This is a genomic window from Streptomyces sp. R-74717, assembly GCF_047305335.1.
Taxonomy (GTDB): Bacteria; Actinomycetota; Actinomycetes; order Streptomycetales; family Streptomycetaceae; genus Streptomyces; species Streptomyces atratus.
In genome coordinates this window covers 3,602,208-3,615,873 of the sequence record NZ_CP102361.1, presented here as the reverse complement: position 1 = coordinate 3,615,873, position 13,666 = coordinate 3,602,208, and the positions used below count along the sequence as shown (strand labels likewise).

Below are 13,666 nucleotides of genomic sequence, written 5' to 3'. Positions count from 1 at the left end.
TCGCCCTTGCGGGTCAGAGCTCGCCCTTGCGGGTCAGATGGTTGAAGCAGAGCCAGCCGGGAAGCACCGGCAGCCACAGCGTCAGCAGTCGGTACAGCAGAACGGCCGGTGCCGCGACCTCCTTCGGCAGGCCGACCGCGATCAGCCCCAGCGTCAGCGCGCCCTCGACCGCGCCCATTCCGCCCGGTGTGGGTGCCGCCGACCCCAGCGCGTTACCGGCCAGGAAGACCACCGCGATGCTCGCGTAACTGAGATGCGGCACATCCGGGCCGCTGAACGCCCGGACCGACGCGTCCAGACACATCACGAACAGGCCGGTCAGCAGCAGCATTCCGCCGATGCCCGTCAGCAGCTTCTGCGGCCGCTGCACCACGTCGAGCATGCGCGGCACGACTCCGGCGAACAGCGACCGCACCCGCGTCACCACGAACTTCCGCAGGAACGGAACCGCCGTCACCACCAGCACCAGCACCGCGACCGTCAGCAGCCCGGCGATCACGGTCCTGGAAGGAGTGAGCGAGGACGGGGTCTTCTCGGTACCGGTCAGATAGCCGAACGCCGCCAGCAGCAGAATGTGGCAGCCGAGACCGAACAGCTGCGAGGCGCCGACACTCGCCACGGCGAGGCCCGGACGAACCCCGGCACGCTGCAGGAAGCGGGTGTTCAGCGCCACACCGCCGACCGCGGCCGGGGCGACGATCTTCACGAAGGACCCGGCGACCTGTGCCAGCACGGTCTTGCCGAACGGCACCCGCTCCGGCACGAAGCCCAGCAGGCTCATCGCCGCCGCGACATAGCTGAGGGCCGAGAAGCCGACCGCGGCCGCCACCCAGCCCCACTCCGCCTGCTCGACGACCGCACCGAAGTCGGCCTGGGTGACCTGCGAGATGAGGAAGTACGCGGCGATGGCGCCGGCGATGCAGCTGACCAGAGTACGTGCCTTGATGCGCTCCAGCCGTACCGGTTCGACCGGTGCCTGCGGCCGGATCAGCAGCACCTGCTGCCGCATCTGGGAGAGCAGATCCTCCTCGCGCGCCTCTTCCAGCGCGTCGTCCATGGCCCGTTTCTCGGCCTGCTTCTCGTTGCGCAGCGACTTGCGGGCGGCCTTGTGGTCCGGCACCGGACCGGCGGTGGAGGTCTCCTGAGCCGCTCCGTGTTCGAGCGCCCTGGCACGCTTGGCCGCGTCCGACGCATCGAGCACCGCCTGGCGCTCGCGCTGCGAGCGTTCCCGGGCGAGCCGGCGCAGGGTCGCCCGGGTGGAGCGGCTCAGCGCGATCGGCTGGAGCAGCGGCAGACAGTCCGCGACGGCATCGGGGCCGAGCACCTCCAGAGCACCGGCGACGGCCCGCTCGGCGCCCACCCGCAGACCCGTGGTGGTCAGCAGCTGAGCGACGTCCATCCGCAGGACCAGATCACCGGCCGCGATCTCGCCGCCGCGCAGATCGGTGACGAACACCTTGCCGGAACGATCGACCAGGATGGCATCGCCGGTGAGCCTGCGGTGCGCGATCCGCCGCGACTGGAGCGCCTTCACCTGGCGCCAGGCGCCGCGCACCAGCTCGTCGGTGATCTCCGAGTCCTCCAGCGCGTCCAGGGAACGGCCGCCGATGTGTTTGTACACCAGCATCACGGCGTCGGGCCCGAGCTCGGAGGTGGCGATCAGCTTGGGTGCGTTGGCCCCGGCGGCGATCGCCGCGTACGCGAGCAGCGCCTCCTGCTCCAAAGCCTGACGCAGCGACTGGATGGAGCGGCGCTGGGTGATGCCGCGCAGGGTGAGCCTGCGCCACACCCGGTAGAAGAAGCCCTGGGCCTGTTGCTCGCGGTCGACGACCGTCACATCGAGTGGTGGCCCGTCCTCCAGGGTGACCAGATAGCGGCGCCCGCGGTCGCTCTGATCGCCGGAGTCGGGTGTGTCCTCGGCGCGCATCGCGGTGACCGGGCGGAAGCCGACACGGCGCAGACCGGCCATCAGATGCTGACCGGTCGGCCGTACGTTCGGCGAGCCGACCGCGTACAGCGTGCCGTACGCCACGGTCCAGCCGATCAGCACGGTGAGGATGATCGAGAACGGGGTCGTGTATCCGCCGACCAGCATGGCGAACGCGTCGAGCAGCAACACCACCCACAGCACGACCCGCCAGCGCGGCCGTCTCGCCATCCCGACCGCCGTCATATAGGCGATCACGGGGGCGAGATAGCCGTGCACGGGATCGGTGAGCGCGTCACCGGGCTGCGGCTGGGTCAGGGCGTCCTGAATGGTGCCGGGGGCGGACTTGGCCACCCAGAGGTCGGTGGCGAGCGTGACGCCGTGCGCAAGTACGGCGGCGAGCACGCCGTCCGCGATCCGCAGTCCGTCGCGTTTGATCAGCCGCTCGATGGCGAACGCGACCGGAACGAGCAGCACGGCGATGCTGGAGACCAGACCGCCGGTCTTGATCAGGATGTCGGGCGCCTGGCCGGTTCCCTTGCTGATGTCCTGTTCGAGACCGGCGGTCGTGCCGTGGGCGAACGCGGCGACCGAGAGCAGGACGGCGATCGCCAGGACCCCGATGAGGAGCCGCATGAGATCGGAGGGGCGGTGCACCCGGGCGGCGAGCAGCGGCTCGTCTCCGGAGACGCGCTCGGTCTGTTCCGCCGCGGCGGACGAGAGCGTCGAGCCGACCGGTTGCTCGGGGACCTCCCCGTGCTCCGCACCGGACTTTTCCTGCTCCGCAGCGGGCTTCTCGGCGGGTCCGTCCGAAGCGTCCGGATACTGCTCGGCGTCGGGGGCGTCCGCCGCCTTCGGTGGCTGCACGCCCTGCTCCTTCGTCGCCTCTGATTGGTCTTCGTGTTCTCGTATCACCGGTCACCGCCCGCACGATGGTGGCACGGCCCGGCGACAGAGGAGGGCATCAGGGTGCACTGCGCGGACACGCGAAGCGCAAGATACGCTCCTTTGCCCCCGCACGCACGCTCCGTGAAAGGGCGCACACGGACCGGGCCGGGCTGTCGGTGGCGTACGGCAGGATGGGCCGGATGAGCCAATACCGGACCAGCGGCGACGGGACCAGCGACGACCGGACGATCGACGAGTTGCCGGAGTACGCGGAGCGGGTGCTCGATGTCGCCGAGCTGATTCCGCCCGGCCGTGTCATGACGTACGGAGATGTCGCCGAGTGGCTGGGCGACGGCGGCCCGCGCCAGGTCGGCCGGGTCATGGCGCTGTACGGGGCCGCGGTGCCGTGGTGGCGCGTGGTGCGCGCAGACGGGGCGCTGCTGCCCGGCCACGAACTGCGGGCGCTGGACCACTACCGCGAGGAGAGCACCCCGCTGCGCGAGGCGTCGCGCAGCGCGGAGGGCCATCTGCCGCGACTCGACATGAAGCGGGCACGGTGGGACGGCGTCACCGGCGGTGCGGGCGCGGACGCGGACAGGGACAAGGGCGGAGGTGCTCACATCTGACAGCTTCCGCCATTCGGGGGCACAACGGGCGGCGCCGGGCCCGGCGCGTGATGCGGAACACGAAGCGATGCGCGACGGCACCCATGACGCGGAACGTGACGAGGCACGCAGCGGACTCGCCCCGGACCGCGCCCTCGCTGGCGTAGCGTCGACAGTTCGCGGCACGCACCGCACCCTCAGCACCAGCACACCCACCAGGACCGGCGATCCACGTGAGCTCCTCCTCCTCCACCCGGCGCAGTCCGCACCGTCAGGCACGGCAGGGGGTCCCCCCACGCCCGCAGGGGCCTAGCGGGAGGACCGCGGGCGCGTACCGACTGGTGCGCACCCCGCCGGGCTCCGTGGATCCCCCTCTCCTGGACGCGGCGCAACGTGCGGTGGTTGATCACCCCGGAGGCCCGCTCCTGGTGCTCGCCGGACCGGGCACCGGCAAGACGACCACGCTCGTCGAGGCGGTCGCCGCACGTGTCGCACGGGGCGGCGACCCGGCCCGCATCCTGGTCCTCACCTTCAGCCGCAAGGCCGCCGTGGAGCTGCGCGACCGGATGGCCGCACGGCTCGGTGCCGCCCGCGGTCCGCAGGCCACCACGTTCCACTCCTTCTGTTACGCACTGGTCCGCGCCCATCAGGACGCCGACCTCTTCGCCGAACCGATGCGGCTGCTCTCCGGACCGGAGCAGGACGTCACCGTCCGCGAGCTGCTCGCCGGCCAGCTCGAACTGGAACAGGACGGCTTCACGCACATCCGCTGGCCGGACGAGCTGCGGGCCTGTCTGACCACGCGCGGTTTCGCCGACGAGGTACGGGCGGTGCTCGCCCGCAGCCGTGAGCTGGGCCTGGGCCCGGACGCGCTGACCGACTTCGCCCGCCGCACCGGCCGCCCGGACTGGGGCGCCGCCGCCGAGTTCCTCGCCGAGTACCTGGATGTGCTGGACGCACAGGGGGTGCTGGACTACGCGGAGCTGGTGCACCGGGCGGTGCTGCTCGCGGAGTGCCCCGAGGTGTCGGCGCTGCTGGCCGGGCAGTACGACGCGGTATTCGTGGACGAGTACCAGGACACGGACCCGGCACAGGTGCGGCTGCTGCATGCACTGGCCGGCAACCGGGGGAGCGCCCCGGGGGCCGGGGGCGGCCGGGACCTGATCGCCTTCGGTGACCCGGACCAGTCGATCTATGCGTTCCGGGGTGCCGACGTGAACGGCATCCTCGACTTCCCGGAGATGTTCCGGCGGGCGGACGGCGCCCCGGCACCGGTCGGCGTCCTCACGACCTCGCGCCGCTCCGGCGGACAGCTGCTGGCCGCCACCCGGCTGCTCACCCGGCGGATGCCGCTGACCCGGCTGCCCTCGGCGAAGGTCCGCGCCCACCGGGAGCTCGCCGCGGTCCGCGAGGGCGGCAGCGTGGAGACGTACACCTACCCGACCGCCTCCGCCGAACTCGACAACATCGCCGATCTGCTGCGCCGGGCGCATCTGGAGGACGGCGTCCCATGGAACGAGATGGCGGTGCTCGTACGGGCCGGGGGCCGCACGATCCCCTCGGTGCGCCGGGCCCTGACCTCGGCGGGCGTCCCCGTGGAGGTCGACGGCGACGACCTCCCCCTGCGCCATGAACCGGCGGTGGCCCCGCTCCTGACGGCCCTCCGCGCAGTCGCCGCAGCGGCGCTGCGCCGGGGCGCGCCGGGCGCGGAGGCGGAGGCCCCGGCCTCGGAGGGTGCGGAGACTCCCGACTCGGAGGTCCGAGAGGGTGCGGATGCCCCGGCTCCTCCTTGCCAGGAGCCCGATCAGGCTCCCGTCCGGGACCCCGAAAAGGCTCCCGGCCGGGAATCCGCCCCTGAAGGGTCCTCCTGGCTGGACACCGAGACGGCCCTGACCCTCCTCACCTCCCCCCTCGGCTCCATGGACGCGGCCGACCTGCGCCGGCTCGGCCGGGCCCTGCGCGACGAGGAGCGGGCCGCCGGGAATCGCGTACCGGCGCCCTCCGGCGACCTGCTGGCCCGCGCGCTCGCCGAGCCCGAACGGCTCGTCGCGCACGATCCGGCGTACGCCCGCGGCGCCCAGCGACTCGGCGCGCTCCTGCGCAAGGCGCGCGAGCTTCTCGAAGGCGGCGGTACCGCGGAAGAAGCCCTGTGGGAGCTGTGGGCCGGCACCCCGTGGCCGGGGCGGCTGGAGCGTGCCGCGCTGCGCGGCGGTGCGGGCGGCCGCAACGCCGACCGCGACCTCGACGCCGTCTGCGCGCTCTTCGACACCGCGGCCCGCGCCGAGGAACGCACCGGCGGGCGCGGCGCGCTCAACTTCCTGGAGGAGGTCGACGCCCAGGACATCGCCGCCGACACCCTCTCCAGGCGCGCGGTGCGACCCGACGCCGTACGGCTGATGACCGCACACAGGTCCAAGGGCCTGGAGTGGCGCCTCGTCGTCGTCGCAGGCGTGCAGGAGGGGCTCTGGCCGGACCTGCGCCGCCGCGGTTCGCTCCTCGAAGCGGACCGGATCGGCCGCGACGGCCTGGCCGAACCGCTCACCCCCGGCGCCCTCCTCGCCGAGGAACGCCGCCTCTTCTACGTCGCTGCGACCCGCGCACGCGAACGGCTCGTCGTCACCGCGGTCAAGGCGCCCGCCGACGACGGCGACCAGCCGTCCCGCTTCCTCACCGAGCTCGGCGTCGAACTGCGCGATGTCACCGGCCGTCCGCGCCGGCCGCTCGCCGTCGCCGCGCTCGTCGCCGAACTCCGCGCCACCACCGTCGACCCCGACGCCTCGGACGCCCTGCGCGAGGAGGCCGCCCACCGCCTCGCCCGCCTTGCCGCGCTCACCGACGACGAGGGCCAGCCGCTCGTACCCGCGGCCCATCCCTACCGCTGGTGGGGCCTGTACGAGCCCACCCGCTCCGCCGTCCCGCTCCGCGACCGGGACCAGCCCGTGTCCCTCTCCGGCAGCGCGCTCGACCAGCTCGCCAACACCTGCGCGCTGCAGTGGTTCCTCGGCCGCGAGGTGAAGGCGGATGCCCCGGCGACGGCCGCACAGGGCTTCGGCAACGTCGTCCACGTACTCGCCGACGAGGTGGCCTCCGGGCGTACCCCCGCCGATCTGGCTGTTCTGATGGAGCGGCTGGACTCGGTCTGGGACGGCCTCGTCTTCGACGCCCCCTGGAAGTCCCAGCAGGAGAAGGAACAGGCCAGGGCCGCCCTCGAACGCTTCCTGCACTGGCACGTCATGGACCGCACCGGCCGCACCCCCGCCGCGAGCGAGCACGACTTCGACGTGACGCTGGAGGCGGGGGAGTACGAGGTACGCATCCGGGGCTCCATGGACCGCGTCGAACAGGACGCCGAGGGCCGGGCGTACGTCGTCGACTTCAAGACCGGCAAGCAGTCCCCGACCAGGGACGAGGTCGCCCGCCACCCCCAGCTCGCCGTGTACCAGCTGGCCGTCCGGGAAGGGGCGGTCGACGAGATCTTCGACGGCAGCCGTCCCGTGCCCGGGGGCGCCGAACTCGTACAGCTGCGACAGCCCGCCCCGAAGAAGGAGGGCGGCGACGCCCTTCCCAAGGTGCAGGCCCAGGAACCGCTCTCCGGTGAGTGGGTCCCCGACCTCCTGGCCACGGCCGCCGGCCGGGTCCTGGACGAACGGTTCACCCCCACGACCGGCCAGCACTGCACACACTGCACCTTCCGCGCCTCGTGCAGCGCACAGCCGGAAGGCCGTCACATCCTGGAGTGAGAGCCTTCCGGCTGCTCGGTCAGGGCATGAGGGCCACCACGACGTGGACGGCATTCGCGGCGCCCGCCGCCTCACGGTCGGCGGGGCAGTCGTCCTTGACACCGAGAAATACGTCATACACCCGAGCCGGACGCGCCTTGGCCGTATCGGTGCGCCGGTGCGGGCCGGAGACGTCGGGACCGGATGCGGCGAGTGCTCATGAGGTCGCCCTCGCAAAGGAGTTGAGGTGATCAGCGCTCAAGCCGGTCCGGACCCGGACCACCGGGCGCCCCTGTTGCGGACCGCCGGCCGGGCCTGCTGCGGGCCACCGGCCCGCCCGGACCGTCCGGCGGTCCCGGCACGTTGTCAGTGCGCGCGGTTAGCCTCTGTCGGGTGTCCTCACGCATCACCGATCCCGAGCAGCTGAAGGAGCTCCTCGGGATCCCGTTCACCCCGGAGCAGACGGCCTGCATCACAGCGCCGCCCGCCCCGCAGGTGATCGTGGCCGGAGCCGGGTCGGGGAAGACCACGGTGATGGCGGCGCGCGTGGTGTGGCTGGTGGGGACCGGCCAGGTCGCCCCGGAGCAGGTCCTCGGACTCACCTTCACCAACAAGGCGGCGGGCGAGCTCGCCGAGCGCGTCCGCAAGGCCCTGATCGCGGCCGGGGTCACCGATCCGGACGTCATCGACCCGGACAACCCCCCGGGCGAGCCCAGCATCTCCACGTACCACGCGTTCGCCGGCCGGCTCCTCACCGAGCACGGGCTGCGCATCGGCCTCGAACCCACCACCCGCCTCCTCGCCGACGCCACCCGCTACCAGCTGGCCGCCCGCGTACTGCGCGAGGCGCCCGGCCCCTATCCGGCCCTGACGAGGTCGTTCCCCACGCTGGTCAGCGATCTGCTGGCCCTCGACGCCGAGCTGGCCGAGCATCTCGTACGTCCCGAACAGCTCGCGGAGTACGACACCGACCTGCTCCGTACGCTGGAAACGGCCCGGCTGACCAATGCCGAGCTGCGCAGGATTCCCGAGGCCGCCCAGGCCCGTCGTGAGCTGCTGCAGCTGACCCGCCGCTACCGCGAGGCCAAGAAGAGCCGCGACGTCCTCGACTTCGGCGACCAGATCGCCCTCTCCGCCGAGCTGGCCCTCACCCGCCCCGAGGTCGGCGCGATCCTGCGCGACGAATTCCGCGTCGTACTGCTCGACGAGTACCAGGACACCTCTGTCGCCCAGCGCCTGCTGCTCTCCGCCCTCTTCGGCAGGGGCCCCGAGGCCAGGGTTACGGAGGCGGGGACCGGGGCGAAGTCCGGCGCGACCACCGGGGCGGTGGCCACCGGTCATGCCGTCACCGCCGTCGGCGACCCCTGCCAGGCGATCTACGGCTGGCGCGGTGCCTCCGTGGCCAACCTCGACGACTTCCCGCTCCATTTCCCGCACGCCGACGGCACACCCGCCACCCGCTACTCCCTCAGCGAGAACCGCCGCAGCGGCGGCCGCCTCCTCCACCTCGCCAACGGCCTCGCCGCGCCCCTGCGCGCCATGCACGAAGGCGTCGAGGCACTGAGCCCCGCCCCGGGCGCCGAGCGTGACGGCATCGTCCGCTGTGCCCTGCTCCGTACCCATACCGAAGAGATCGACTGGCTCGCCGACTCGATCGCCCACCTCGTGAGGACCGGAAAGGCGCCCGGCGAGATCGCCGTCCTGTGCCGCACAGCGGGCGACTTCCCGGAGATCCAGGCCGCGCTGGTGGCCCGCGACATCCCGGTCGAGGTCGTCGGCCTGTCCGGGCTGCTGCACCTGCCCGAGGTCGCCGACCTCGTCGCAGTGTGCGAGGTCCTCCAGGACCCCGGCGCCAACGCCTCCCTGGTCCGGCTGCTCACCGGCCCCCGCTGGCGGATCGGCCCCCGCGACCTGGCACTCCTCGGCCGCCGCGCCCGCCTCCTCGTCCACCGCGCCGCCCATGGCGACGAGGACGACTTCGACCCCGACCGCCGCCTCGCCGAGGCCGTCGAAGGCATCGACCCGGCCGAAGTGATCTCGCTCGCCGACGCCCTGGACACCTTCCTCGAATCGGGCGGAGGAGAGGACGACGGACTTCCGTTCTCCACCGAGGCCCGCATCCGCTTCGCCCGCCTGGCCGCCGAACTGCGCGACCTGCGCCGCTCGCTGGCCGACCCCCTCATGGACGTGCTGCACCGCGTCCTCGCCACCACCGGCCTGGAGGTCGAGCTCTCCGCATCGCCGCACGCCCTGGCCGCCCGCCGCCGAGAGACTCTCGCCAACTTCCTCGACGTCGCGGCCCGCTTCGCCGCCGTCGACGGCGAGGCCACCCTCCTTGCTTTCCTGGGGTTCCTGCGCACGGCAGTCCAGTACGAGAAGGGCCTGGACAACGCCCTGCCCGGCGGCGAGAACACCGTCAAGGTCCTCACCGCCCACAAGTCCAAGGGCCTGGAGTGGGACGTCGTCGCGGTGCCCGGCCTGGTCACCGGACAGTTCCCCAGCAGCCAGTCCCGCGACGCCTGGACCTCCCAGCCCAAGGTCCTCCCGCACGCCCTGCGCGGGGACACGGCCACCCTCCCCGTCATCCACTCCTGGGACGCCAAGGGGCTCAAGGGCTTCAAGGAGGAGATGAAGGAGCACCAGCACACCGAGGAGCTCCGCCTGGGATACGTCACCTTCACCAGGCCCCGCACCCTGCTGCTCGGCTCCGGCCACTGGTGGGGCCCGACCCAGAAGAAGCCGCGCGGCCCGTCCGACTTCCTGCATGCGCTGTACGAGCACTGCGTGGCCGGACACGGCGAGATCGAGGCCTGGGCGGACGAACCGGCCGAGGACGAGGAGAACCCGGCCCTCGCCGAGAAGGAGGCCGACCGGGCGTGGCCGCTCCCCCTGGACGACACCGCCCTGACCCGCCGCCGGGCCGCCGCGGACACGGTGATGGCACATCTGGAGGCCCTGGCCGCGGCGGGGGGTGTTCCGGATGTGTACGAGGCGCCGTCCGACGCGCCGGGTCCGTACGACGATCCGTACCACGCCCCTTACGACGACGACCCGTTCCCCGACAGCGAGGAGTACCCCGGCGAGGCCGACGACTGGGACGCCCTGTCGACGGAGCCCCCGCCGGCCCCGGCTCCCACGCCGCACGCCCCCGCTCCCACACCACATGTCCCGGCGGCCCGCATGCCTCAGCCCGCCGGGGAACAGCGCCTCACCCCCGAGGAGTCCCGCACACTCGCCTCCTGGGACCGCGACCTCGACGCCCTCACCGGCGAACTGCGCCGCGCCCGCGCCACCGTGCGCGACGTCCTCGTACCCGCCTCGCTCTCCGCCACCCAGCTGCTGCGTCTCGCCGACGACCCCGACGGCTTCGCCCAGGAGCTGGCCCGCCCCATGCCGCGGGCCCCGCAGCCCGCGGCCCGCCGGGGTACCCGTTTCCACGCCTGGGTGGAGTCCCGCTTCGAGGAGCTGCCGCTGCCCATGCTCGGGCCGGACGAGCTGCCCGGCGGCGACGGGAGCGACGCCGAGATCGCCGACGAGCGCGACCTCGCCGCACTCAAGGAGGCCTTCGAGCGCACCCCGTACGCCCGCCGTACGCCGTACCGCGTGGAGACGCCGTTCCAGATCACCCTGGCCGGCCGGGTGATCCGGGGCCGTATCGACGCGGTGTACCGCACCGGGGACACGTACGAGATCGTCGACTGGAAGACCACCCGCACCAACACCGCCGACCCCCTCCAGCTCGCGGTCTACCGTCTGGCCTGGGCCGAGCTGCACGATCTGCCGCTCACCGACGTCACCGCCACGTTCCTGTACGTACGCAGCGGCGAGACCGTCCGCCCCACCCGCCTCCCGGGCCGGGCGGAGCTGGAGCGGCTCCTGCTGGACGAGCCACCTCCCACGGGCTAGTGCCTCACCCTGCGGGGGTTTGCCCCGTCGCGCCGCCCAGCACGCACGCTCGCGGCGTTGCCGGAATGCCCAAGTAGCTCCTTCCCCAAGCTCTCAGCTTCGTTCGAGCAGGGGAGACCCCATCCGAGGGCATTCCGGTGCCTTGCGGTCGCACGCACCGGACGACGCTCCTCGGAGGGCAAACCCCGCTGGGCGAGGCACTAGGCTCAAGGCCATGAGCGACACCCCGGACAGCGCCGTCCGTACGTACACCGAACAGCACCGCACAGCCTTCCTCGACGACCTCGCCGACTGGCTGCGCATCCCGTCCGTGTCCGCTCAGCCGGTCCACGACGGGGACGTACGATGCAGCGCCGAGTGGCTGTCCGCCAAGCTCAAGGAGACGGGCTTCCCGGTCACCGAGATCTGGGAGACGCCCGGCGCTCCCGCGGTCTTCGCCGAGTGGCCGTCCGACGACCCGGACGCCCCGACAGTCCTCGTCTACGGGCACCACGACGTGCAGCCCGCCGCCCGCGAGGACGGCTGGGACACCGACCCGTTCGAGCCGGTGATCCGCGACGGCCGTATGTACGGGCGGGGCGCCGCCGACGACAAGGGGCAGGTGTTCTTCCACACCCTCGGCGTCCGGGCCCACCTCGCCACCACCGGCCGCACCACCCCGGCCGTCAACCTCAAGCTGCTGATCGAGGGCGAGGAGGAGTCCGGTTCACCGAACTTCCGCGCCCTGGTCGAGGAGCGGGCCGCCCGGCTCACCGCAGGCGCCGTGATCGTCTCCGACACCGGTATGTGGGACGAGACGACCCCCACGGTCTGCACCGGCATGCGAGGCCTCGCCGAGTGCGAGATCGAGCTGTACGGCCCCGAACAGGACATCCACTCCGGCTCGTTCGGCGGCGCGGTCCCCAACCCGGCGACCGCCGTGGCCCGGCTCGTCGCCGCACTGCACGACGCGGACGGACGGGTCGCGATCCCCGGTTTCTACGACGGGGTGGCGGAACTCACCGACACCGAGCGCGCGCTCTTCGCCGAGCTGCCCTTCGACGAGGCCACCTGGCTGCGTACCGCCAAGTCACGAGCGGCGTCGGGTGAGGCCGGCCACTCCACGCTGGAACGCATCTGGGCCCGCCCCACCGCCGAGGTCAACGGCATCGGCGGCGGCTACCAGGGTGCCGGAAGCAAGACGATCATTCCGTCCTCCGCCCTGGTGAAGATCAGCTTCCGGCTGGTCGCGGGCCAGGACCCCGACCACATCCAGCAGGTGGTCAGGGCCTGGGCCGAGGCACAGGTCCCGGCCGGTGTCCGCCACCGGATCACCTTCGCCCCCGCCACCCGCCCCTGTCTGACCCCGCTGGACCACCCCGCTCTGCAGGCCGTGGCCCGCGCCATGGGACGGGCCTTCGGCCAGAAGATCCTCTTCACCCGCGAAGGAGGCTCGGGACCCGCCGCCGACCTTCAGGACGTGCTCGGCGCACCCGTCCTCTTCCTGGGCATCTCCGTACCGTCCGACGGCTGGCACGCCCCCAACGAGAAGGTCGAACTCGACCTCCTGCTCAAGGGCGTGGAGACAGCCGCCCACCTCTGGGGCGAGCTGGCCGCCGCACTCCGCTGAATCCTCTGAACACCCGATCCATCCCGGGGGAGTAGGAAGCACCTGTGAGCACCTTCGACAACGCCACCACAGACCGGCCCATCGGTCTCACGGCGCCCAGCGGCATCGACCGCGCGGCGCACCACCGCCTCGACGAGGCATGGCTGTCCGCCGCGTGGAGCCACCCGACCACCCGTGTGTTCGTCGTCTCCGGCGGGCAGGTGCTGATCGACGACACGGCCGACGGCGGTACGGAGATCGTCATGACCCCGGCCTTCGAGGCCCCGGTCACCGAGACCCACCGCTACTTCCTCGGCACGGACGAGGACGGCGTCAGTTACTTCGCGCTCCAGAAGGACTCCCTGCCCGGCCGCATGGACCAGCCGGCCCGCCCGGCCGGCCTGCGCGAGGCCGGACTGCTGCTCGGCCCCCGCGACGCGGGGCTGATGGTGCACGCGGTGGCGCTGGAGAACTGGCAGCGGCTGCACCGCTTCTGCTCCCGCTGCGGCGAACGTACGGTCATCGCGGCGGCCGGCCACATCCGTCGCTGCCAGGCCTGCGGCGCCGAGCACTACCCGCGCACCGACCCCGCGGTGATCATGCTGGTCACGGACGACCAGGACCGGGCCCTGCTGGGCCGTCAGGTGCACTGGCCGGAAGGCCGCTTCTCGACGCTCGCGGGCTTCGTCGAGCCGGGGGAGTCGATCGAGCAGTCCGTGGCCCGCGAGGTGTTCGAGGAGGTGGGCGTCACGGTCGGCGAGGTCGAGTACATCGCCAGCCAGCCCTGGCCGTTCCCGTCCAGCCTGATGCTGGGCTTCATGGCGCGGGCGACCTCGTCGGAGATCGACGTGGACGGCGAGGAGATCGAGGAGGCCCGCTGGTTCTCCCGCGAGGATCTGACGGCGGCCTTCGAGTCGGGCGAGATCATGCCCCCGTTCGGCATCTCGATCGCGGCCCGCCTGATCGAACTCTGGTACGGCAAGCCGCTCCCGAGGCCGGGAACCGTCGGCTGACGCACGGCGTACGGGCTGCG

At 72.5% G+C, this 13,666-nt stretch carries 6 protein-coding genes and 1 pseudogene; 5 read left to right on the top strand and 2 right to left on the bottom strand.

Going from position 1 to position 13,666, the window contains the following annotated elements; all coding sequences use genetic code 11:
• Positions 1–13: 13 nt before the first annotated feature.
• Positions 14–2,842: a lysylphosphatidylglycerol synthase domain-containing protein gene (locus NRF20_RS16190; protein WP_413752791.1), complete on the bottom strand. Its 2,829-nt coding sequence runs from the start codon at positions 2,840–2,842 to the stop codon at positions 14–16.
• 173 nt (positions 2,843–3,015) lie between these two features.
• Here NRF20_RS16190 and NRF20_RS16185 point away from each other — a divergent pair, with 173 nt between their 5' ends.
• Positions 3,016–3,441 (top strand): MGMT family protein, encoded by a 426-nt coding sequence (locus NRF20_RS16185; RefSeq protein WP_398631196.1) that lies wholly within the window; start codon positions 3,016–3,018, stop codon positions 3,439–3,441.
• A 212-nt stretch (positions 3,442–3,653) separates the two neighbouring features.
• Positions 3,654–7,160 (top strand): ATP-dependent helicase, encoded by a 3,507-nt coding sequence (locus tag NRF20_RS16180; protein ID WP_413752790.1) that lies wholly within the window; start codon positions 3,654–3,656, stop codon positions 7,158–7,160.
• 43 nt (positions 7,161–7,203) lie between these two features.
• Here the strand turns inward: NRF20_RS16180 and NRF20_RS16175 are convergent.
• Positions 7,204–7,317: pseudogene (locus NRF20_RS16175) on the bottom strand (SAM-dependent methyltransferase); the annotation flags it as partial.
• 215 nt (positions 7,318–7,532) lie between these two features.
• Between NRF20_RS16175 and NRF20_RS16170 the strand changes: the two are divergent.
• The 3 genes from NRF20_RS16170 (at position 7,533) to nudC (ending at position 13,646) form a co-directional block, all read left to right on the top strand.
• The gene (locus NRF20_RS16170) at positions 7,533–11,045 is read left to right on the top strand and encodes a UvrD-helicase domain-containing protein (RefSeq protein ID WP_413752789.1); all 3,513 of its coding nucleotides are present in this window, start codon (positions 7,533–7,535) and stop codon (positions 11,043–11,045) included.
• A 214-nt stretch (positions 11,046–11,259) separates the two neighbouring features.
• Positions 11,260–12,654: a dipeptidase gene (locus tag NRF20_RS16165; RefSeq protein ID WP_413752788.1), complete on the top strand. Its 1,395-nt coding sequence runs from the start codon at positions 11,260–11,262 to the stop codon at positions 12,652–12,654.
• Between the two features lie 44 nt (positions 12,655–12,698).
• Complete coding sequence (gene nudC, locus NRF20_RS16160; RefSeq protein ID WP_398631193.1) at positions 12,699–13,646, top strand: NAD(+) diphosphatase; 948 nt, start codon at positions 12,699–12,701, stop codon at positions 13,644–13,646.
• Positions 13,647–13,666: the final 20 nt, after the last annotated feature.

Coding starts and splice junctions, on each gene's coding strand:
- NRF20_RS16185 (WP_398631196.1), top strand. CDS start 3,016: ATGAGCCAATACCGGACCAGCGGCGACGGGACCAGCGACGACCGGACG.
- NRF20_RS16165 (WP_413752788.1), top strand. CDS start 11,260: ATGAGCGACACCCCGGACAGCGCCGTCCGTACGTACACCGAACAGCAC.